The 21,677-nt window shown below is 36.7% G+C and carries 20 protein-coding genes; 11 read left to right on the top strand and 9 right to left on the bottom strand.

Annotated features, from left to right (window positions below; genetic code table 11):
• Positions 1–112: 112 nt before the first annotated feature.
• The gene (locus LEP1GSC202_RS03500) at positions 113–1,099 is read right to left on the bottom strand and encodes a sodium-dependent bicarbonate transport family permease (RefSeq protein WP_015676152.1); all 987 of its coding nucleotides are present in this window, start codon (positions 1,097–1,099) and stop codon (positions 113–115) included.
• 146 nt (positions 1,100–1,245) lie between these two features.
• Here LEP1GSC202_RS03500 and LEP1GSC202_RS03495 point away from each other — a divergent pair, with 146 nt between their 5' ends.
• From LEP1GSC202_RS03495 to LEP1GSC202_RS03445, 11 genes are all read left to right on the top strand, one after another.
• Positions 1,246–2,808: a helix-turn-helix domain-containing protein gene (locus LEP1GSC202_RS03495; RefSeq protein WP_015676215.1), complete on the top strand. Its 1,563-nt coding sequence runs from the start codon at positions 1,246–1,248 to the stop codon at positions 2,806–2,808.
• A gap of 26 nt (positions 2,809–2,834) precedes the next feature.
• On the top strand, positions 2,835–4,442 hold the full coding sequence (locus LEP1GSC202_RS03490) for a SulP family inorganic anion transporter (protein WP_015676322.1): 1,608 nt from the start codon (positions 2,835–2,837) through the stop codon (positions 4,440–4,442).
• A 44-nt stretch (positions 4,443–4,486) separates the two neighbouring features.
• On the top strand, positions 4,487–5,413 hold the full coding sequence (locus LEP1GSC202_RS03485) for a TPM domain-containing protein (protein WP_015676197.1): 927 nt from the start codon (positions 4,487–4,489) through the stop codon (positions 5,411–5,413).
• A gap of 118 nt (positions 5,414–5,531) precedes the next feature.
• On the top strand, positions 5,532–6,854 hold the full coding sequence (locus tag LEP1GSC202_RS03480) for a TolC family protein (protein WP_015676287.1): 1,323 nt from the start codon (positions 5,532–5,534) through the stop codon (positions 6,852–6,854).
• Entirely contained in the window at positions 6,844–7,791 is a 948-nt protein-coding gene (locus LEP1GSC202_RS03475) for an efflux RND transporter periplasmic adaptor subunit (RefSeq protein WP_015676203.1), read from the top strand. Before LEP1GSC202_RS03480 ends, LEP1GSC202_RS03475 begins: the two co-directional genes overlap by 11 nt.
• Positions 7,792–7,794: 3 nt before the next feature.
• On the top strand, positions 7,795–9,741 hold the full coding sequence (locus LEP1GSC202_RS03470) for a MacB family efflux pump subunit (protein WP_015676304.1): 1,947 nt from the start codon (positions 7,795–7,797) through the stop codon (positions 9,739–9,741).
• Positions 9,738–10,364, top strand: a complete 627-nt coding sequence (locus tag LEP1GSC202_RS03465; protein WP_015676319.1) for a TetR/AcrR family transcriptional regulator — start codon at positions 9,738–9,740, stop codon at positions 10,362–10,364. Before LEP1GSC202_RS03470 ends, LEP1GSC202_RS03465 begins: the two co-directional genes overlap by 4 nt.
• 76 nt (positions 10,365–10,440) lie before the next feature.
• Positions 10,441–12,414 carry a right-handed parallel beta-helix repeat-containing protein gene (locus tag LEP1GSC202_RS03460; protein ID WP_015676129.1) on the top strand — a complete coding sequence of 658 codons (1,974 nt, stop codon included), beginning with the start codon at positions 10,441–10,443 and terminating at the stop codon, positions 12,412–12,414.
• Positions 12,415–12,426: 12 nt separating this feature from the next.
• Positions 12,427–12,738 carry a PLDc N-terminal domain-containing protein gene (locus tag LEP1GSC202_RS03455; RefSeq protein WP_015676261.1) on the top strand — a complete coding sequence of 104 codons (312 nt, stop codon included), beginning with the start codon at positions 12,427–12,429 and terminating at the stop codon, positions 12,736–12,738.
• Between the two features lie 14 nt (positions 12,739–12,752).
• Positions 12,753–13,817: a multicopper oxidase domain-containing protein gene (locus tag LEP1GSC202_RS03450; RefSeq protein WP_015676107.1), complete on the top strand. Its 1,065-nt coding sequence runs from the start codon at positions 12,753–12,755 to the stop codon at positions 13,815–13,817.
• Positions 13,818–13,819: 2 nt separating this feature from the next.
• Positions 13,820–14,374 (top strand): SCO family protein, encoded by a 555-nt coding sequence (locus LEP1GSC202_RS03445; protein ID WP_083929976.1) that lies wholly within the window; start codon positions 13,820–13,822, stop codon positions 14,372–14,374.
• On the opposite strand, the gene LEP1GSC202_RS03440 is transcribed toward LEP1GSC202_RS03445, so the two are convergent.
• From LEP1GSC202_RS03440 to LEP1GSC202_RS03405, 8 genes are read right to left on the bottom strand one after another with little or no spacing between them, the layout of a single operon-like run.
• Entirely contained in the window at positions 14,352–16,265 is a 1,914-nt protein-coding gene (locus LEP1GSC202_RS03440; RefSeq protein WP_015676224.1) for a sensor histidine kinase, read from the bottom strand. The two genes, LEP1GSC202_RS03445 and LEP1GSC202_RS03440, sit on opposite strands and share 23 nt — an antisense overlap.
• Positions 16,266–16,268: 3 nt before the next feature.
• Positions 16,269–16,922, bottom strand: a complete 654-nt coding sequence (locus tag LEP1GSC202_RS03435; protein ID WP_015676254.1) for an energy transducer TonB — start codon at positions 16,920–16,922, stop codon at positions 16,269–16,271.
• Positions 16,919–17,320, bottom strand: coding sequence for an ExbD/TolR family protein (locus tag LEP1GSC202_RS03430; protein ID WP_015676210.1), 402 nt, complete (start codon positions 17,318–17,320; stop codon positions 16,919–16,921). Before LEP1GSC202_RS03430 ends, LEP1GSC202_RS03435 begins: the two co-directional genes overlap by 4 nt.
• A 2-nt stretch (positions 17,321–17,322) precedes the next feature.
• Positions 17,323–17,937: a MotA/TolQ/ExbB proton channel family protein gene (locus tag LEP1GSC202_RS03425; protein ID WP_015676295.1), complete on the bottom strand. Its 615-nt coding sequence runs from the start codon at positions 17,935–17,937 to the stop codon at positions 17,323–17,325.
• 1 nt (position 17,938) lies between these two features.
• Positions 17,939–18,442 carry a hypothetical protein gene (locus LEP1GSC202_RS03420; RefSeq protein ID WP_015676313.1) on the bottom strand — a complete coding sequence of 168 codons (504 nt, stop codon included), beginning with the start codon at positions 18,440–18,442 and terminating at the stop codon, positions 17,939–17,941.
• The gene (locus LEP1GSC202_RS03415; RefSeq protein ID WP_015676202.1) at positions 18,442–20,958 is read right to left on the bottom strand and encodes a TonB-dependent receptor plug domain-containing protein; all 2,517 of its coding nucleotides are present in this window, start codon (positions 20,956–20,958) and stop codon (positions 18,442–18,444) included. Before LEP1GSC202_RS03415 ends, LEP1GSC202_RS03420 begins: the two co-directional genes overlap by 1 nt.
• Entirely contained in the window at positions 20,930–21,271 is a 342-nt protein-coding gene (locus LEP1GSC202_RS03410) for a hypothetical protein (protein ID WP_015676251.1), read from the bottom strand. The genes LEP1GSC202_RS03415 and LEP1GSC202_RS03410 overlap by 29 nt, the downstream gene beginning before the upstream one ends.
• On the bottom strand, positions 21,268–21,666 hold the full coding sequence (locus LEP1GSC202_RS03405) for a hypothetical protein (protein WP_015676290.1): 399 nt from the start codon (positions 21,664–21,666) through the stop codon (positions 21,268–21,270). Before LEP1GSC202_RS03405 ends, LEP1GSC202_RS03410 begins: the two co-directional genes overlap by 4 nt.
• Positions 21,667–21,677 lie beyond the last annotated feature (11 nt).

Below are 21,677 nucleotides of genomic sequence, written 5' to 3'. Positions count from 1 at the left end.
CTGATAACGGAACAAAGGGTACTCTCCTAACTATCTTTCGTTAAATGGATTTCAAAATTGTTCGTTAACAGTATGGAATCCATTTAACTATCGCAAATGCTTTATATCGTTTTTAATTGTTACCCATAAAGATTTTTAACAAATAAAAATACACTGGAATTCCAAAGATGATATTGATTGGGAAAACAATTGATAAGGCAACTGTGAGATAGATACTCGGACTTGCCTCAGGAATCGAATCTTTCATCGCAGCAGGAACTGCAATGTAAGAGGCAGAAGCACATAATACAACGAACATCAATGCATCACCGATTGGCATTTGGATGATTTTTGTTAAAAAGATGGAAATGATCACATTCACAAACATGATGAGAAGTGACGAACCTACTAAAAAGAATCCAACTTTTTTTAACTCACGCATTTGTTTTGCGGCATCAATCCCTTTGTCCAAAAGGAAAAATGTTAGTAATCCCTTGAAAATATCTTCTGTAAAAGGTTTTGTTGTGTTCCATCCAGATTCACCGGAGAGATACCCAACGATGAGCGCACCAATTAAGATATATACGGAAGAACTAAAGAATGCCTCGTGTAACAGATGTTTCCATTGAATTTTTTCAGTTGGATTTCCGTTTTGTTTCTTTTTCCCGAGTCTATCAATGATGACCGCAATGACAATGGCTGGTGATTCCATAAGAGCCATCCCTGCTACGATAAATCCCTGGTATTCAAATCCATAACTATGTAAAAACGCTCCTGCTGTCACAAAGGTAACCGCGCTAATGGAACCGAAACTCCCTGCAAGTGCTGCTGAGTTTGCATGGTCCAATTTAAAACGAAAGATAAAGTAAGAATAAATCGGTACAAAACATGCCATAAACATACAGGCAATCAAAGTGAGTAGGTGTTCTTCTGCAAAAGGAGATTTAAAGAGTTCGTGCCCACCTTTAAATCCAATCGAAAATAATAGATACAAGGAAAGGAATTTGGAAACTCCTTCTGTGATGCGTAAATCCGATTTAAAGAAAACGACACCCATTCCTAAAAAGAAAAACAAAACAGGTGGGTTGAGAATGTTGTTCAGAGCATTGTGAAAGTCCATAATTGTCCCTCGTAATAGCCATGATTTTAGACATCCATTTTGTCCAATATCATAAAATTGGACAAAAAAATAGTCCGGAAACGAATTCCTTGGTCCTTGAATTCGCTTCCTTGCGAACACTCTCCTTCCACATTGGTGTTATCCATGTGCATCCTTTTTCGGGTTTTCTCCTTATTGGCCTTCCTATTGGTGGTGGAGGCTGTCTATGGAAGCCAGAAGCGTTTTACGGCCAAAATATCAGCCAGGAAGTGGAATTTTTAGCGATTGGAAAGGAAAACCCTCCAAAGTCCTGCGATACTCAGTCCATCCAAAAACTCAAACAAATGGTTTGGGTTCCTAATGAAAGTTCTGATTCCCTTCGCGGCCGCCAAAAGTCTCGTGAGCAGTGGCTCCATTTTCGGTTGCAGAACCAATTGGAAGTTCCATCAGAATTCAGTGTGCTCATCCAATGGATCAATATCCCTTCTGCAGAAATGTGTTCAGAAAATCGGAATGGGGAAATTGGCGATGTGTATAGCGGTTACAAATGGGAGTCTTGGCTTGGGTTACTTTCTCCGTTCCCACATTTTAATGTTAGGTTGGACAAAGGGGAATCGCGAGACTTTTATTTGTTTTTGGATTCAAACGAAACCATCAATTTTCCAATCCGTACCATTTCCACATCAAGTTATCGTTTCATTGTTTTGTTTCGGTTTTTGACCTTCTTATTTTTTCTGATGGTAGGGATTGTGTCGGTAGGTTGGGCCACTTCTGAATACATCAAATCAAAAGAAAAAGTTTATCTTTCAATCCTTCTGCATTATTTATTTTTCTTTTTGTTAGTGTATTCTGTTCACGGCAAAGAATTGGCATCTGTATTTGGGAATGAAAACAATTTAATACGACATTCTTATTATTTGTTTTTATCGATGAATCATTTTATTTTCTTTTTATACTTATTTAGTTTTGTTAAATTTATTAATGAAAACTTAGAATATCCGGCATTGTTTTGGATATTTGCATTGTCTGGGTTTTTATACTTACTTGTACCTATTTTTCCTGAAGTGTACGAATATAGAATTTTTATAGTTTTACTTATATTTGGTTCAGCTGCTTACTTTTTAAAAAATACACACCTTTTCATTATCAATAGTGGAAACAAAGAAGAGAAACGTTACTTTTTTTCATGGGCATTTTTTTTGTTTTTAGTGTTTCTAAAAACTTTATTCCATTTTGATTTTTACCCTTACCAACCTTTTTTCATTTATGCCGCTGTGTTTTACTTACCATTCTTAACTGCGAGTAGTTTTCTTTTTTTAAGAAATTATGAAAAACGTGACGGCTCAAAAACGAGATTTCGAACAATCACCAACAAAATTAATACAATTGAATTTAGATCAAAATTAGAAACATATCTTGAAACAGAAAAAATTTATCTAAATGAAAATTGTAATGAAGAGATGATTGCAAATCAACTGGGCCTCACCTATCATCAATTAAGTGAACTGATCAATGTAGAATATAATTTTAATTTTCCAAGTTTACTCAATCTTTATCGAATTAAGGAAGCAAAACGTTTACTTTTGGAAGAACCCGAAATGAATGTAGCCGAAGTTGGGAGAAAAGCAGGTTTTGGATCTAGGTCTGCTTTTTATTTAGAATTTAAAAAACAATCGGGAATCAATCCCAATCAATTCAGAAAATCCACGTCAAATCATCCAAATAAATAAAGAAAACACGAGTAGAGGAAATTCCTATGGACAAACAAAAACCAAAAGATTGGTTGCCTGGTTTAAAAGAAAACTGGCGAACGGACATTGTGTCCGGTTTTGTCGTCTTTCTCATTGCACTTCCACTTTGTTTGGGAATCTCATTGGCATCTGGCGCACCTCCGATGGCTGGGATTTTTTCTGGAATTGTAGGTGGGATTTTTGTATCCATGGTAAGTGGCTCTCACCTCACCATCAACGGCCCTGCCGCTGGACTCATTGCTGTGGTATTAAATTCCATATTTGTTTTGGGTGGAGGCGATGCAAAATTAGGTTTTGAGTTAACACTTGCAGCGATTGTCATTGCCGGTGCGATCCAAGTAATTTTAGGACTATCGAAAGCGGGAAATCTCACAGTATACTTTCCGATCTCTGTAGTTCACGGGATGATGGCAGCAATTGGAATCATTATTATATCAAAACAATTTTATGTAGCCCTTGGGATCACACCGAATGCCAAAACGATTTTGGGCCTTCTATTGGAGATTCCTTCTAGTATTGTGAACGTGAATCCTGAAGTAGCAATCATTGGTCTTTCTGCGATTGTGATCATTGCTATCTTAACTAAAATCAAAAATCCAATGTTAAAAAAGCTTCCGGCACCGTTAGTCGCTGTGTTAGTTGGAATTGTTCTTGGATATGTTTTTGATTTGACTGGCGAACATTCTTATACCTTGTTAAATCATACTTACAAAATTGGTCCTGAAAAATTAGTCAATTTACCCAATCATATATATGATGGATTGAGTTTTCCCAATTTTTCCAGATGGAAAGAGGGAATTTTTTGGGTGATGGTCATTACCATTGCACTCATTGCGAGTATCGAATCGTTATTAACTGCAACAGCGGTCGACAATACAGACCCTTATCGCAGGAAATCTAATATGGATAGGGAACTCGTTGCCAAAGGATTAGGAAACTTTTTTTTAGGTTGGATTGGTGGATTGCCCATTATTGCTGAAGTCGTAAGATCATCAGCTAACATAGAAAATGGTGCCAAAACACGATGGTCCAATTTTTTCCATGGATTTTTTTTGTTATTGTTTATTGTTTTGCTTCCTGGACTCATCCATAGGATTCCATTGGCATCCCTTGCAGGGATATTGATTATGGTTGGCCTTCGTCTCGCCTCCCCTCATGTTTTTCAAGAAACCTACAAAAAAGGTTGGGATCAAATTGTGATCTTTTTGGTTACCGTGGTAGTGACAATCGTGGAGGATTTGTTAGTAGGTGTTTTCTGCGGAATTGTAACTGCGATCTTGATTCAAATGTATTTTGGTGTTTCTTTTCGTTATATATTTATAGCTGACATTACAAAAACATCAGAGAATAAAATTCATACGATGTATGTGAAACATGCCTTACTCTTTTCAAATATGATTTCGTTAAAGTTATTACTTCGAAAAATTGCGCCTGGTGAACGTGTAGATCTGAAATTTGACGAAAGTGTAAAGATGATCGGATTTTCAGCAATCGAGTTTCTACAAAGTTTTAAACGAGATTACGAAGAACGCGGTGGTCAGGTAAATTTGATCGGATTCGAAGATTTAAAACCAATCTCTGCTTATTATGGAGCAACACGTATCCAGAAGTAAGAAAAAATTCTTGTAAACATATTTTGATAAACCAATATTCCTTTATGCAAAGGATATTGGTTTCTTTATTTCTTTTATTTCCCATTTTTATTTTTGCAAAAGATGTCCCAAATCTCAAAACGAGGGTCACTGATGAAACATGGACACTTCATTCTGACTTTGTTTCCGCATTAGAAAAACAACTCAAAGACCATGAGAAAAAAACTTCAAACCAAATCGCAGTTTACCTTTTCTCGTCACTAGAAGGTGAGAACCTAGAAGAGTATTCCATTCGAGTCGCTGAAGAATGGAAATTGGGCCAAAAAGGAAAGGATAATGGAGTATTGTTACTCATCGCAATGGAGGATAGAAAATTAAGAATCGAAGTTGGATATGGATTAGAAGGCGTATTAACCGATGTTTTGTGCCATCATATCATTGAAAATGAAATCAAACCTGCTTTCAAAAAAGGTGAATTTGATATAGGCATTCAAAACGGAATAAAAGCAATTATGGGTGCAATAGAAGGTGAATACCAAATGCCAGAACCTAAAGATTATTCGCATCTCGGTCCCTTGTCTTTTTTGGGAGAATTGTCTGGGGCAAGTGATGAATTGCCAATTGGATTAAAAATCTTTTTAACTTTTTTTATTGTATTTGTTTTGGGTATATTTACTTATTTTGCAGCTAATGCACCGTATATTGGTTGGTTCCTATATTTCTTTTTGTTTCCATTTTGGAGTTTGTTCCCAACGGCCATTCACGGTGCTAATGTTGGAGCTTCAGTATTTTTGATTTATGCCATTGGTGTTGGACTTTACAAACTCTATCACCTACTAACACCCCACGGCAGAAAAAGAATGAAACAATCTAGTTTTTCCAGTTCCTCCAGTGGAAGTAGAAGCAGTGGATGGTCAAGTGGTGGAAGTTCAGGAGGATTTCGTGGAGGTGGTGGCAGTTTTGGTGGAGGAGGGAGTTCAGGAAGTTGGTAAGTTTTGAAAAAGAATCGGAACTTCCTTGTCATTTTTTCATTTTTTTAAAAATTCTTGGAACTTTTCGCATGGATATCGGGTTTCTTATATAGTGAAATTCAAATCTCATGCATTCGTAATGTTTTTTGTTTTGCCATCCGTTTTGGTAGCGGAAGTTTCAAAGCAAATCCAATTAAAGGAGTTATGGCAAAAAGCAGTTCAGTTTAATCCCGAATATCTATCAGTGAAAGCAGATTATGAAAAAGCCTTTTATGAAAATGAAAAAAGTTATGCGGGATACTTACCAACGGTCAATGTGCTTGCATCAGCCAGACAATCATCCGCAAATTTTAGTGGATCGGGAACAGTGAATGACCCCTTGATCAGTGGAGGAAGTGGGTCAACTCAAAGCCAGCAATCAGGAACAGGTGAATCCAGACCAACTGCTGTGAATCGGTACTCGGTAGGTCTTAGCACAAACCAAAATTTATTCGCCGGGTTTCGCGATAAAAGTGGAATTGAAAAAACAGAAGCATTACTTCAAGCAGCCAAACAAACATTAAGTGATTCAAAACTTAAAATTTGTTTTGAGTTAAAGTCAGCGTATTCACAAGCTATATATGCAAAAGAACTCCACCAACTTTCAATCAAAATCAAAGAAAGGCGAACGAAGAACCGTGATTTGGTAAAACTTCGTTATGAGGTAGGACGAGAACACAAAGGAAGTTTTTTGCTTAGTGAATCGTTTGTAAAACAATCGGAATACGAAGTCTCCTTTGCTGAACGATTGTTTCATTCCAATTGGAAAGAAATAGAACGAGTCATTGCAACACCATTTGAAGTTACTTTGGACACAACTTTCGTATACGAACCAGTTGTGGAAAAAAAAATTAGCGAACAGGAGAGGGGAAATCTATTAGATGCTCACCCTTCTATTATGGCAGAACAATCCAAAGTGCGCGCTGCACAGGCAAACATTGGAGTGGCAGAAGCAGGTTTTTACCCAGATCTAAATTTAAGTGCTACAGTCACGAGACAAGATGATGTATGGTTACCAAAACCAAGAAATTATAGTTTCGGACTCAATTTGACTTATCCATTATTTAATGGTGGCAGAGATTATTATAATGTAAAGATTGCAAAATCAGAATACGAAAAATCAATTCATACTCGTGATTCTAAAAAAAATTTATTATCTTTTTCTTTAGAACAATCTTACTTGAATTTCAAAAATGCATCAGAACAACTATTGATTTTAACAGAATTTTATAAAGCCTCAGAAATTAGAGCAACGATTGCAAGATCCCAGTATTCAAATGGATTAATTAGTTTCGAAAATTGGGATATCATAGAAAATGATTTAATCAATCGTGAAAAAAATTTACTCATAGGGAAAAGAGATCTCAGCTTGGCAGAAGCATCTTACCTTCGAAATTTAGGAAAGTGTTTTGATGAAGACTAAAATATACAGTTCGATAATTGTTTTATTCGCATCCGCTGGTTTGTATTTCGGATTTGGATGGAATCAGACAAAACAAGAATACAAAATGGAGTCGGTAAAAGTCAGTCGAGGTGATTTAATCGTTACTGTTCGTGCAACTGGTACTGCCATTCCTAAAAATCGATTGGAAATCAAACCTCCCATTGCAGGCAGGGTAGAATCTATTTTAGTGGAAGAAGGGAATCAAGTTGGCAAAGGCAAAATCCTTGTTTGGATGAGTTCGACAGAAAGAGCCGCTCTTTTAGATGCTGCACGAGCAAAAGGAGCAGATGAGCTAAAAAAATGGGAAGATTTTTATAAACCGACTCCTGTGATCTCACCATTGCGAGGTTTGGTGATAGCTTCCAATATTAGCCCTGGACAAACAGTTACGCAACAAGATATTTTATATGTTTTATCAGATAATCTTATGGTCCAAGCAAAGGTGGATGAAACTGATTTATCAAAAATTAAATTAGGTCAAAAGGCTATCATTACTGTTGATTCATTTTCTGATGAACCAATCCAGGCAAAAGTCAAACATATTGGTTATGAAGCTGTGATTGAAAATAATGTAACGATGTATAATGTTGATTTGGAATTAATTAGGATTCCAAATTATTTACGAAGTGGTATGTCAATCACTGTAGATTTCATTTTGTTTGAAGAAAAAGACGTATTACTTGTACCTAATGAATTTATCAAAAGTAGTGATCAGAATGGAGTAGTATTGCTAAAAGACAATGAAACTTATATAGAAAGGATTGTAACAATTGGTCATTCTGATGACCAAAACACCGCAGTTTTTTCGGGTTTAAAAGATGGTGACATTGTTTTTAGAAAGAAAAAAATTCAAGATTCTAAAAAATCGAATGCAAGTGGTGGGCCTTTTTCCTCACCAAAACTTCCGAAGAGATAATCTTTGTTAGCAATTGAGATAAAAAATTTATCTAAGTCTTATCAAATTGGAAATTCAAAATTTTCCGTTTTGAATCATATCAATTTAGAAATCAAACCTGGAGAATTTGTTGCGATCATGGGGCCTTCGGGTTCAGGTAAGTCCACTTTACTACAGGTAATGGGGCTACTTGACCATGCTGATAGTGGAACTTATAAGTTATTCGGTAGGAATGTTGAAAATGAGTTTGCCAATGTTTTATCAGATATACGGGGAAGTATGATTGGATTTGTTTTCCAACAATTCCATCTATTGGCAAAAACAAATGCATTACAAAATGTATCATTGCCAGCACTTTATACCGATATACAAGATTCGCAGTTAGTTGCGGAAACTCAGTTAAAAAAGGTTGGGTTAAGCAATCGATTCTTCCATACTCCAAACGAACTTTCAGGTGGACAACAACAAAGGGTGGCTATCGCAAGAGCTTTGTTAAATGATCCACCTATTATTTTTGCAGATGAACCAACTGGTAATTTAGATTCAAAAAGTAAAATTGAAATAATGTTCGAATTACAAAGACTGCATTCGGATGGCAAAACAATTGTGATGGTCACTCATGAACCTGAAATGGCAGAGTATTGTGATCGTATCATACATGTTAGTGATGGTCAGATTGTGAGGGAAGAATCCAAGAAAAAAAATAAAGTTATCCAAACTCATTTTCAAAATTCTCTAAGAAGAAAAACTGGATGGAAATTACTCAAAGGAATTTTGAAGCAGTCATTATTTTCTCTTACTTCGAATCGTCTTAGAACTTTTTTATCTGCACTTGGAATTTTATTTGGTGTTGTCTGTGTGATATCTGTTATGGCCTTGGGTGAAGGTGCCAAAAAATCTGTCCAAGAGCAATTTTCTTCGTTAGGTGCTAATTTAGTCATTGTTCGTACTGGTGGTATGCGAAGTGGAGGAGTATCATTGGAAGCGGGGACAGTCAATCGGTTGGATGTTTATGATGTGAATGCTGTACAAAAAAAATTCCCAGAGGTAAAACAAATTTCTGCGGTTGTAAATGGCAGAGCCCAACTTGTATTTGGAAACCGGAATTGGAATAGTTTTGTGACAGGGGCAAAAAGCAATTATGAATCTCTCAGAAATTTAGAGCCGATAGAAGGAAGGTTTTTTACCGAACTTGAAGATGAAAAACGAGCGCTTGTTTGCCTTGTGGGAAATACTGTAGTACGTGAATTGTATGAAGGCAAAAACCCTGTCGGAACGTATTTAAAGATCAACCGAGTTTCTTTTCGTGTGATTGGTCAATTACCAGAAAAAGGATCTACTGGGTTTCGTGACCAAGATGATGTTGTGCTCGTCCCACTAAACACAGCAATGAAACGGTTACTCAATAAAGATGCAGTTGACAATTTAGAAATGGAATTAGATCCCAATGAATCGTCAGATGATTTTATCCCATCCATCAAACGTTTTTTACATGAAAGGCACGGAACAAATGAATCGATGGGAAATATATACCAAGTCATGAGTATGGCAGATATCCAATCAGCGGTGTCTGAGACGAATCAAACTATGTCTACTTTACTAATTGCACTTGCCACCGTATCTTTGTTAGTCGGAGGTATTGGGATTATGAACATCATGTTGGTATCTGTCAAAGAAAGAACAAAGGAAATTGGACTTAGGAAAGCACTTGGTGCCAGAGAATCAGACATTCGTTTGCAATTTTTAATCGAATCAACTTTGACAAGTCTCACTGGGGGGATTGTTGGGCTTATTTTTGGAATTTTGGCAGTTCTTTTTTTGCAAGAATACTTTGGATGGACGATCGTTTTATCCTTTCCTTCTATTGGATTTGCTTTTTTGTTTTCTATAACGATTGGGATTTTGTTTGGTTGGTGGCCTTCTGAGTATGCTGCAAAACTAAGTCCGATTGTAGCGTTAAGATCTGAATGAATGCATTAATAAATCCAAGAAAAATACCACAACAAAAACGATCTAAAGAACGTTACCAAAAGATTGTGGATACCGCTATTCAATTGTTAGGTGAAGTTGGATACGATGCCCTAACTACTGATCTAATTGCAGAAAAAAGTGGTATTTCAGTAGGATCTATTTATCAATTTTTTCCGAATAAAGAATCTATCATCTATTCACATGCAGAAAATTCTTATTTGATCATGCATGATTTATTTTTTGAAAAAGTTTCCAAAGAGTTGAAACGAAATAAGAAATTCACTCCCAGTTTTATCGATTTTACTTTGGAAGCCTTTGAACAAACATTAAGTGAAGTGAATGGATACCATCTGATTAGCTCTATTTTGTATACAAACGAAGCATTGTTACAATTGGATACCGAAAGTAACAATCGATTTGCAAAAACTTTGGCCGAAAAAGTGATTTTGGTTATGTTCCCAAAAGTGAACCAAAAACGTGCATTTTATATCGCACTTATGATCGTCGAGTCTGTGGACTCGGTCATTAAAATTGTGAACCGAACCAAAAAACCTTCCGAAAAAAAGATGGTTATTGCCGAATTGAAAACCCTTCTTTTGGTTTATTTTTCAACTTTTGAATGATTTAACATTGACAAAGTTTTAACACAATTCTATAATTCTCAAAATGTGAGGAATTCCTCACGTTTCGGGAAAAACTATGGAAAAAACCAAAAAAAATTTGATTGGGATCTTCATGGCAATGTTTTTAACCTTTGGTTTGAATTTTTGCAATTCTGAAGATCCCGCGAGTACGGCATTTGTTCATGTTACGATGATGGACAATGCCTTCCATCCGCCTGTGATTCGCACATACAAAGGTGGGAAAATACGTTTTGTGAATGAGGGAAATAATCCGCACAACGCAATCTCCATAAACAAAGATTGGTCAACAGAAACAACTTATGGCAACTTAGCAATGTTTCGTGGGGCACATACGGATGTGTTTTTTCCAGAAGAGGGAGTGTTCCCATACTACTGTTCCTTTCATGCATCACCAGATGGAAAGATTGGAATGACAGGTGTTGCTGTCATTGGAAATGCGTCTTACAATCCACAGGCGAACACTACAAAATCAAAGATTTCTAAGAAATGGTCGGGAGTGACTCGTAAAGTACCTTCACAATACAAAACCATTCAAAACGCAGTTGATGCGGCATCTCCGGGTGATCTCGTTTTGGTCGCAAAAGGAATTTACAAGGAAGAAGTCACGGTTACGACGCCATCGATCACCATTCGTGGAGAAGACAGAAACGAAACCATCATTGATGGAGAATTTCTGAGAGGCAACGGAATTATGGTTGTAGGAGCCGATGGTGTTGCTGTTGAAAACATCACAACTCGGAATGCAACTTTGAATGGAGTGTATTGGACTGGAGTGAAGGGTTACCGCGGGTCGTACATCACAGCCTACAATAATGGTGACTATGGTGTGTATGCATTTGATTCAGTTGATGGATTGATAGAACATTCCTATGCCTCAGGATCACCAGATTCAGGTTTTTACATTGGTCAATGTAATCCATGTAATGCGATTATCAATGACGTGGTATCTGAAAATAATGCACTCGGATATTCTGGAACCAATTCTAGTGGAAACATTTATTTGTTATCGTCCATTTGGAGGAAAAACCAATTGGGTATTGGCCCTAATACGTTGGATCGCGAATTGTTACCACCTCAAAAACAGATGGTTGTGAAAAAGAATATTGTTTATGATAACAATAATACAAATGCACCTTCTAAGAAATTGGAATACCCTTCAATAGGCAATGGAATCGCACTGCTTGGTGCACTAGAAAATGTGGTCGAAGACAATCTGGTATTCAATCACAACAATTATGGTATCCTTGTGACAATGAACATTGACGAAAACATTTGGATTTCCAATAACAATGTTGTGAGGAATAACAAAGTATACCATTCCGGAAGGGGAGATATTGCACTCAGTGGACCAGTGAATGTGGGAAATTGTTTTGAAGGAAATTCATACGGAGTTTCGAGTCCTCCATTTCTCGAGTCATTGCAATCTTGTTCAGGAATTAGGTATCCTCATATTGGAGATATGTCTTCTAGTATTGGATTACTTGCTCTCTTTGTCCAAGCAAACTTGAAGGAATTTGTATTAGGTTCTTATAAAAACCAACCTATTCCACCTCCGCAAGCCAATATGCCAACAGAAGCCTTAACAAAAATTGTTCCTGCTCACGATGTTTTTGAAGCTAACAAAGGCTTGGTTGACACAGCGGAATTACCAAAATTTGACTTAAAGGACTTTGAAAAAGAAACAAATCAAATGTACACATCTGGTTGGAGAGTTCATTTCCCTGGTACAATAAAAACATGGTACTTTCATATCATGGGTTATCTCTTACCTTTTGCAATTTTTGCAGCTTGGACAGGACTTGCGATGTTAGATCGATTTTCTAATAAAGATGCCAAAATTGATAAATACTTTTGGATGATATTACTTTTACCATTTATTGGTGCTTTAATTTATCTTTATTCAAAAGAATCAAAAATTTCACCGGTCGTAAGAAACACTGTTGTATTTGGTGGGATAATTTTATTTTTTACAATTCTAGCTTATGCTGGTTATGCGATGACTGCGGTGACAGAACCGTCGATTACTTAATAGGAGTTATATATGGAAACAAATTTTGCAAACCCAAGTTTTTGGACTTATTTTATTGGATCGTATGCATATTACTTACCTTTTGTGTTAACAATGGTATGGGCACCAATCGCTTTGTTTGGATTATCTAAACGAAATGATCTGACCACAATCAAACAAGTAGTTTGGTCGTTAGTCATCCTTGTAGTACCTGTCCTTGGTCCAGCTTTGTATTTACTAATTGCAGATACAGAGTATGAAAAAAAATTCAAACAGATTGCGGTAGGTAGTGGATTTGCCGTATTAATCCTAGTTTGGATCTTAAGTCTGATCTCTCACATCTAAAAAGGAAAAAGTCGATGGATCGGAAAAGTTTTTTAACTACCATTGGTTTTGGAGTGATGGGGTTTGTGGGATCAATTTTTGGTTCCATAGGTTTTAATTCCAAGAGAACCAATGATATTTGTGGACCTTCTGATCCATCCTCTACTACGACCAATTTCGGTGTTGTGACAACACCTACCATAGGTGACAATTACCAAAATTCAATTGGAGCTGGAGGGAGCTTAAGAGGAACAAATACTTACGGAAGTATGGCACATCCTCCTTTTTTTATAAAAGAAGAGTATACGAATCGATTCTATTTCCCACCTAATTATAATAATACGAAAAGCAAAACAAAAGAGTTCCAGTTAAATTTATTTCCTTTAAGTGTCAATATTGCTCATAATGTGAATTACCAAGCTTGGACGTTTGATGGTGTTGTGCCTGGACCAATCTTACGTGCCAATCTAGGTGATCGATTAAGGATCCATGTAAAAAATTCTAGCCCGGACCCCCATTCCTTACATTTTCATGGAACCCATGATCCATTAGAAGACGGTTGGGAACCAATTCCAGCGTTTGGAGAAAGGACTTATGAAATTGAAGCAGGTCCTATCGGTTTACATCCCTATCACTGTCACATTCCTCCTCTTATGGTTCACACCGCCAAAGGTTTGTATGGTGCACTCCTCGTAGATCCTCCTGTAAAAAGAAAACCTGCTCATGAATTTGTCCTTACTTTCTCTGGATGGGATACAAAAGGCCAAGGCAAAAATGACTATTATACATGGAACGGAATCGCAGGAATTTATGATCGTTATCCAATGAAAGTACCTGTTGGGGAACGAGTTCGGTTTTACATTCAAAATATGATGGAAAGGGAACCTGTGATGACATTTCATTTACATGCACAAACCTTTGATATCATTCGAAGCCTTGGTACTATCATCCCTGATGGCCATTCGGATGTTGTTACAATTGGCCAAACTGAACGTGTTGTGATTGAGTTTGTACTACGAAAAAAAGGACGGTATATGTTTCACCCACATCAAACACATATGGCAGAAAATGGTGGTATGGGTTGGATAGTTGCCGTATAACAATGAAAATATTTTTAATACTGTTTATAACCTTATTGTCATTTCTAGGATGTAGTTCTAAAACAAACATCAATCAGGAAACTTGGAATCAATTGGGTTTTGTTTTGCCAAATGGAATGAGTTTGGATCCAAAGTTTTGGAAAGAAAAAAAATCGGTGTTATATTTTGGATTTTCACATTGTCCGGATATGTGTCCACTTGCTTTAACAAATTTTGGAAGGGCTTCACTTATTTTAGGAGAAAAAGCAAAAAACTTTCAATTCGTATTCATTACATTAGATCCGGATCGGGATTCTCCTGCTACTTTAGAAAAATACGTTCAAAATTTTCCAAGTAAAAATCTAACTGCACTATCGCCAAACGTCGCAAGCCTAGTTTTACTCACAAAAATGTTTGGTATTGTGAGGGAAAAAGTAGGAGAAGGGAATTCGTATCGAATCGATCATTCCAATTTTATTTATGTATTAGATGAGAATCAAAATTCTCTAAAAACATTTCCTGGTGGAGTTTCGGCAAATACTTTAGCAACAGAGCTTAGGTTGTTGGTAAAACCTTAGAAGTTAAAATAATTTCAATTTCGGTACGTGTACCTTCCGGGTAATTTCTAGTAATATCAAACTGAAATTCGGAATAAAGATTTTTTAGTCTTTCTTTAATGTTCCCAAGAGACCTACTCATTAACTTTTGTTTATCAGAAATCAGGTCTTCGGGAATTCCTGTTCCATTGTCATAAACAACAAAACTAAATACTGAGTCTTTAATCATCTTCGCATGAATGAATAATTGTAACTGGCCTTCACTTGAACCGCGAAAACCATGTTTGAAAGAATTTTCAATGATGGGTTGTAACAAGAGTGGCGGTAAAACTACATTTGAAAAATCACCAGATTTTTTGAAATCAATTTGAATGGTGTCATAAAATCTAAGTTTTTGTAAATGTAAATAGTCCTCTAAGAAACTCCATTCTTCTTCAAATGGAATCCAATCTCGATCGGTCCTATCGGAAATAAAACGATAGTTATTTGCAAGGCTCATGATTGCATCACCTATTAACTCTGGTTTAATTTTGTGCAAAGCATGGATAGTATTTAAGGAATTAAACAAATAATGAGGATTCATCTTTGTTTGAAGAGTTTTGAGTTGGCTTTCCTTGAGAGTTTTTTCAGCTTTTAACAAATCTTCTTTGTATAATAAGGCCTTTTGTCTTTCAGTAAATAACATTCGTTCTAAGGCAAAACCTTGTGAAATAACACCAAATAAAACGCCCCAAAATACAATTCCTGTTGGTGTAGTGTCATTGTATTTGATGGCCATTATGATTTCTAAGATCACCAGTACAAGGGTTATGCTAAACCCTATAAAGTGACCAAACGCTTCTTTGTTTCCTTTTTTCCAAGATTCATAGGTAATAAAAATAGGACCGATGATGTTTAGTAAATTGAATAGAATGAAAAAACTTCGTGTGCTGATCAGTAAACTATGTGAAATATCGGAAAAAGGTAATGAGAAAACTAAAATTGTTGTGAGCGAACAAATGACCACATCGCCATAAATTAATATATCTAAAACACGGAAAGATCCACTTCCAAAAAGTCGTCTTACGCCAGATAACATTGGTATAAAGACAAAATTTGAAGCTATGATGGAAAGAATGTATAAAGTCTGCGTGTTTGTGAAAAGATAACGAATGAATTCGTTTGATGTTAATCCAAGAATTCCAAAACATAATGAAAATGAAGAGAAATCCAAAAGGATATTGTATTGTTTTTTATACTCAATGAAATAAACAAATGCACAAATGATACCAATCATCAAAAAGAAGGAATGAAAAAATATCGCCGTTACGTTTTTTAAGGCGATTTCACGATACAAAGCGGTTTGTTTTCCGATTAAATTTTCAATAATGGTAATTGAAAACAAAATACCTTTTTTGTGAAACAATCTCAAATAATAAAACTTTGAACCATCGTTTGGAATTTTTACCCATGAAAATTTGGATTGGAAGATATTGGGTAAATATTTTGGATCAGAAAATTCTCCATACTTAAAAATGGTATCTCCATTTTCATTGAATATTTCTATGTTTAAACCTGCATGTTCTAATAAAAAATGTAAATCTTCATTTTCTACTTCTGAAAAAGCTTTGGATCTTAGCCAAATATATTCGGAATCTGTAATGCGTTTGAATTCATCATCATTGATCCACCCAGAGGACGATAACCAATGTACTTTGTGCATTTTCTGGAAATCAATTTTCCCTGTGTCATCTTTTGGGATATCACCAACGAAGTATTCTGCATTTTCGGAGAGATAATACTCAGAGATAGAACTGTCTTTGGGTTTGAAAATAGAATAAACGTATGAAGTAATTGAAACAACAGTGATTAAAAACAATAAGCAGATTGAAAGATATGGTTTCTCTAAAAATCTGCTGATTGCGACACCCATTGTTTAGTCTTCAAGAGAGAAGGTGATAGGTAAACGGTGTGCCATTTTTTTAGGTTGGCCCTGCACATAACCTGGGCTAAATCGAACACGTTTGATGAGTTTCATCGCTGCTTCATCAAAACCATACCCAGCTCTTCCAGAAACGATTTTCGCTGATTGTAAACTTCCATCTTCATTGACTTGAACAAGAAGTACTACTTGTTTTTCCATAATATTGGCAGCTTTTGCTTGAGGAGGAAAATATTCTTTTAAGTCAAAGTCGATGATGGCAGTTGGCATCTTATCGCCGTTAAACGAAAAAAGATATCCGTCTTTATCGGTTCCATTTCCAGACAATTGATTTGGATTGATATCAGAGTTGTCAGGTTCGTCTGCTTTGTCCTTGTTACTACCTTCCACCCATTCTTGTTTTTCAATTGGAGCAGGAGATGAAGTCCCTCCGATAAGTTCTGGTGGGATTTCTTCGAAATTGACATCCACATCTTCAAAGTTAGATTCTTCCACAATTTCTTCACCACGTAATTGGCTGATGCGATACCCCGCATAAGTCGCCGTATGGATGAACAAACTTCCAATCAAACAAATATGAAATACTCGTTCTCGATTTTGGTTGATAGAAGTTTTTAATTGCTGAAGTAAGTCTGAGAAACGCTTCATTTTTTCACACTGAGGGCTATTTTTGTCACTCCGGCTTTTCGGATGATTCCCATCAGCTCCGTAATTTTTCCATAAGGTAAACTTTCATCGGCAGAAAGAGTCAAACGCATGTTAGGCCTGATTTTGGCTTCTCTTTCCAAATTGCGAACGAGTCCAGTGATATCAGTGTCTTTACCTTCCAACAAGATTGCACCAGTTTTCGTTAGTGCAACTTGAACCGACTCAGCTACGTTTGGATCCGCCGCTTGTACTTTTGGTAAATTGATATTTAAACTTTCTTTTTTCAAAAAGTTTGCCGTTACCATAAAGATAACGAGAAGTACTAAAATTACATCCACCATCGGTGTGATGTTAATACTTCCAATTTCTTCGTCTTGTGATCCAGATGCTCCAGCCATATTTATACCTTTGTCTTATTCATTTGGTAAGAGAGTAGTTCTTTTTTCAGAATTTCTAAGTTTTGTAGGATGACTTTTGCTTTTCTAGAAAAATAGTTATTTGCCATAACTACAGGAATTGCGACGGCAAGACCAGCAGCGGTAGCAAGGAGGGCAGTTGAAATAGAACGCATCACCACCTCTGCACCAGAACTTCCAAGAGTACCCAAACCATAAAAAGCTTTGATGACACCAAGGACTGTTCCCAATAGACCAATGAAGGGTGCGTTGTTACCTAATGTGTTTAATATCGGTAATCGTTTTTCTAATTCTAATTTTTCTGATAGAATTTGACCTTCTAAACTTTCATCCAAACCTTTTCTACCAAGTTTGAGTTGTCTTAACGCAAATTGAATGAATCGATTGTAAATTGATTCTTCACCAACGTCTGTTTTCCAGTGAATTTCTGGTTCTTCTTGTAATGAGTTTCTAACTTCTGTTAAATAATCTTCGTTCTTTTTGCCTAAAGATTTTTTATAGTATATCAGTCTTTCTGCAAACACTGCCAAAGCCACGACACTCGCAACTCCCATTGCAATAAAAACCAATTCCTCACCAAATTCTACATATTCTTGCATTTTATTCTCCTTCTTGAATTATATTAAAAAATAGATATGATGGTATCTGTTCATTAGAAATCTGATTGTTGGTGGTTGCAAAACAAGACCGCAAACATGAAATCACAGATGGATTGTTCACACTTGCTTCCACTAACGCAGTTGGTGTTGATTCTCTGCAAGTACCAACATCGGTTTTGGTTTTCCAATCAGAAGCTTGGCAGTTAAACGAACATGTTTGTGCAATGGACGACATATTTCGATACAATGCACTTGAAATTAAAACTTGGCATGTTTGTGTTTTAACAGTTGCTGTTGTTGCTGTAAAACTTCCACCTGTTGCTTGGTAATACGATTGAAAACACAAATCTTTATTTGTTATGATCGATTCACATGATTCTTGAGGATTGTTTGGAGTTACTAAATACTGCAAAATCAATGCTTGGTTGTATGAATCTTCAAATTTTTTGCCTTCTTCACAAGAAAACAAACATAATAATAACATGACACTAACAATGGATCGCATTAGAAGTGAACCTCCATACCGATGTTAAAGAACGGAATTACTGTTCCGCCAGGTAATTCTAAAGTTCCAAACGTATCATTTTCTCTTGGGTTTGTTGCAGAAAATGGTCTGGAATTATCAAAATCAAATCCGTTTTTATTTTTTCTCATGTAAACGTTGACGATTTCAAGATACCAGTTTAGGTATCCCCAGGAATAGTTTTCAAAGATATCAAATCGAACGTCCAATCGGTGGAAATCTGTTCCACGTTTTACATAACCATACTCAGACGTATAAGGGTTGTTAGAGTAGGTTGGATTCCAATATGTCAAACCGTTGAGTGGGTTGGAAAAACGACCACCGTCGTCTCCGATGATTGGTCTCGAAGGAATAGAAGTTAGATAACTCCATCTAGTTCCAATTTGATAGCCTTCATTGATCCTCCAACCATAAATCACGTTTGCCACGTGGGTTCTATCCCATGGAGCCAATTGTTCCACAGAGTTTGGAAAGTATGCTGCCAAAATTTTACGTTCAATCCCTCCGACTTGAGTTGTGTCACCTTCGTAAACTTGGTATAAGTTGGAATTTTGAAAAGACTGTGACCATGTATAGGAAATCCAACCAAACCAATCTCGAGTACCGGGCCTTGCATTTTTACGAATTAGTAACTCGTATCCATGAGACCATCCTGTAGCACGATTGGAATAGTTGAGAGGACGATTGGCTACAATTGGTTGGCGTAACCATTGCGCTTTGTCTGGGTTGAGTCCCACAGGTGTGGATACGTAAGGGTCATCAATGATGGTATCTTTGAATTCATTTTTGAATACTTCCGCTTTGATTTGCCATACTTGGTCGATCTTTTGGTCAATCCCTGCACTCAATTTTCTTGCACGTTCAAATCGTAGATCGGGGTTTCCCGTTTCTGAGTTAAAGTTCGTTGTTAAAGGAAAACGTGATACATCACCACCACTTCCATATAGGGTAAGCCCTTTACCAACTTCAGGGAATGTATAGGATGCTGTGGCACGTGGAGTGAGGGCTCCATTCCCTGTCACTTGCACATAATCGTATCTCGCCCCTGGTTCAAATAAAAAGTTACCAAATTTGAAATGTAACGTTGTATAGGCGTTGTAATATGGCGAGTTTCCTTGGATGCTAATCGGTCTACCTACGAAATCAGGGTTCGCTGAGTTATATGGGTTTGGAGAAGGATTTGTTGGATCCCTTAAGGCAACCTCTGTGCCATAATCTCTAAAGGAGAAACGACGAACTTCCGTTCCAAAATCAATTTTTAAAAACTTTGTCGCAGTCCAGTAGGCATCTTGTCTGACACCCACATAACTTCCTCTTTGGTATTGTTTTCCTTGGATACTTCCCACTCCAACATTGTATTCACCAATTGGGTCGAAGTTAATCAATGTAAAACGATTTTGAAATTTATCTCCAGGAATCCACGTATAACGAAGTGCTGTCGTTCTAAAACTTTGTCCAAAACTTGCTTTTGCCCCACCTAACAATGCCAATTGAGAAGAAGTAGGATCATTTGCGGGTTTATTTGGGATATCAATTGCAAAATTGTCCTGAGCCGTAAGGTTATAAAAAGCAATTTGGTGTTCAGGTGTAAAGTTATGAACATACTTAATTTGAGAATCGTTGTAACGAGGCAAACGAATCCCTTCTGGTAATAATCCAGTGGCACCCAAGGTTTTGTCTAGATAACCTAATTTTCCCGCAATTGCCAAATATCCTTTCCCACCTGAAGTAGGTGTTGCGGCATAAGCCGTTGTGTTCCATAAAGATACTTGGAAGGCACCTTTTGTTTTTTGAACAGAATCTACCGTTTCAATTTCAATGATCCCACCTGTCGCATTATTGAAATTAGCTGGATAGGCACCAGAATATAAATCAATAGATTTGATTAAGTCGTTATGGATCACAGAAGTTAGTCCATCTAAGTGAAATGGATAAAGGATTGGTAAGTCATCATAAAGGTAGGTATTTGCATTTGGATTAGCTCCACGAACGATGATTCCGTTAGCACCACCACCAAAACCAACATTGGGAATCACACCAGGTAATGTTTCCAAAGCTCTCAGCGCTTCCCCAAAAGTTCCCGGCATCCGTTTGATTTCTTCATACCTTACTTTTGTACGAGATGCTATGGTTTTTTCCCTTTCTCCTTCCACCACAATTCCAGTTTTAGGTGCCGAGGATTTTTTTTCCGTATAAATTGTTCTTGTTTCATCTTGAGAACCAACAGAAATCCTAATCTCTTGGATTCCTGTATCGCGTAACAAACGCAATGTGTACTCACCTGCTGATGGAAATTCTAAAGTAACATTCCCATCCGAGTCAGTTTGTGCAAATTTTTTGGTTTCAAAGATAAGAACGGACAAATTCTTTTCTGCGATTTCTTTTTTGGGATTGATCAGTTTTGCTCGGATGTTTACGGCAAAAATCGGCGATCCTACTAAAAAAAGAAGGAAACCAAAAAGGATCGATTTATTTAATTTGTAATTTGCTGATTTCATTGAAGTTTAAATACCAAGGGATGTCTCCCGTTTCTTCTTCGAGATAAATTAAAGTACAAACGAGTGGATAACCTAAAAATGGACATTCTGTACGAGTGATAGCAATGGTACAAAGATCCAAGTTTCTTTGAATGGGTTTATTTACGATTAAAAGAGGTGGGTTTGGTAATGGATTCCCACATTTTTCAGAAGCAAATTTTGCTGCTGAGTACACTTGGCTTTGCGCATCGTTCGTGTCCACTCGATCCACTCCTGGAGCGCAGTTGAAAATCAAAACAGATAAAAAGAGAAGTATTGTGATTGAACCCTTCATTTCTTTTCCTTTCCTGTGGTTTGAAAAGTTTCTTCTGGCTCACCCACTACATCTGCCGTCACATTGACAACAGTAACGAGTCCTAAAGGAAAATAAGGTTTGTCCTCTTTTTGAATTTTGATGTTGATTAAAGTTTTTCCTGTTGGGTATTTTTCTAAAATTTGACTCATCGCCAATTCAACGTTTGGTGCTTTTGTGACGGGAAACATCCCAAGTAGGAAAAAAGCAGAATCTTGGCCTGTTCCTTTTCCTATCACTTTATATTCATTTGATCTTACAACGGTAGCTGAATCAAATAAATAGATTTCTTTTGGCACTCTTGATCCTATACAATTAGTAATTCCCAAAAGAGTGATTAGGATTCCAAGACGAGAGATCATTTGATAAACCTTCATCGGGTTTTCCA

It is taken from the genome of Leptospira yanagawae serovar Saopaulo str. Sao Paulo = ATCC 700523 (assembly GCF_000332475.2).
GTDB classification, from domain to species: domain Bacteria; phylum Spirochaetota; class Leptospiria; order Leptospirales; family Leptospiraceae; genus Leptospira_A; species Leptospira_A yanagawae.
The sequence above is the reverse complement of the archived record's forward strand: the minus strand, read 5'-3'. Positions and strand labels throughout refer to the sequence as shown.

Excerpts from the sequence above, each read along its gene's own strand:
- LEP1GSC202_RS03465 (WP_015676319.1), top strand. The coding sequence starts at position 9,738 with ATGAATGCATTAATAAATCCAAGAAAAATACCACAACAAAAACGATCT.
- LEP1GSC202_RS03420 (WP_015676313.1), bottom strand. The coding sequence starts at position 18,442 with ATGCGATCCATTGTTAGTGTCATGTTATTATTATGTTTGTTTTCTTGT.
- LEP1GSC202_RS03435 (WP_015676254.1), bottom strand. The coding sequence starts at position 16,922 with ATGAAGCGTTTCTCAGACTTACTTCAGCAATTAAAAACTTCTATCAAC.
- LEP1GSC202_RS03405 (WP_015676290.1), bottom strand. The coding sequence starts at position 21,666 with ATGAAGGTTTATCAAATGATCTCTCGTCTTGGAATCCTAATCACTCTT.
- LEP1GSC202_RS03455 (WP_015676261.1), top strand. The coding sequence starts at position 12,427 with ATGGAAACAAATTTTGCAAACCCAAGTTTTTGGACTTATTTTATTGGA.
- LEP1GSC202_RS03410 (WP_015676251.1), bottom strand. The coding sequence starts at position 21,271 with ATGAAGGGTTCAATCACAATACTTCTCTTTTTATCTGTTTTGATTTTC.
- LEP1GSC202_RS03425 (WP_015676295.1), bottom strand. The coding sequence starts at position 17,937 with ATGCAAGAATATGTAGAATTTGGTGAGGAATTGGTTTTTATTGCAATG.
- LEP1GSC202_RS03430 (WP_015676210.1), bottom strand. The coding sequence starts at position 17,320 with ATGGCTGGAGCATCTGGATCACAAGACGAAGAAATTGGAAGTATTAAC.
- LEP1GSC202_RS03460 (WP_015676129.1), top strand. The coding sequence starts at position 10,441 with ATGGAAAAAACCAAAAAAAATTTGATTGGGATCTTCATGGCAATGTTT.
- LEP1GSC202_RS03415 (WP_015676202.1), bottom strand. The coding sequence starts at position 20,958 with ATGAAATCAGCAAATTACAAATTAAATAAATCGATCCTTTTTGGTTTC.
- LEP1GSC202_RS03445 (WP_083929976.1), top strand. The coding sequence starts at position 13,820 with ATGAAAATATTTTTAATACTGTTTATAACCTTATTGTCATTTCTAGGA.
- LEP1GSC202_RS03485 (WP_015676197.1), top strand. The coding sequence starts at position 4,487 with ATGCAAAGGATATTGGTTTCTTTATTTCTTTTATTTCCCATTTTTATT.
- LEP1GSC202_RS03440 (WP_015676224.1), bottom strand. The coding sequence starts at position 16,265 with ATGGGTGTCGCAATCAGCAGATTTTTAGAGAAACCATATCTTTCAATC.
- LEP1GSC202_RS03475 (WP_015676203.1), top strand. The coding sequence starts at position 6,844 with ATGAAGACTAAAATATACAGTTCGATAATTGTTTTATTCGCATCCGCT.
- LEP1GSC202_RS03450 (WP_015676107.1), top strand. The coding sequence starts at position 12,753 with ATGGATCGGAAAAGTTTTTTAACTACCATTGGTTTTGGAGTGATGGGG.
- LEP1GSC202_RS03480 (WP_015676287.1), top strand. The coding sequence starts at position 5,532 with ATGTTTTTTGTTTTGCCATCCGTTTTGGTAGCGGAAGTTTCAAAGCAA.
- LEP1GSC202_RS03500 (WP_015676152.1), bottom strand. The coding sequence starts at position 1,099 with ATGGACTTTCACAATGCTCTGAACAACATTCTCAACCCACCTGTTTTG.
- LEP1GSC202_RS03490 (WP_015676322.1), top strand. The coding sequence starts at position 2,835 with ATGGACAAACAAAAACCAAAAGATTGGTTGCCTGGTTTAAAAGAAAAC.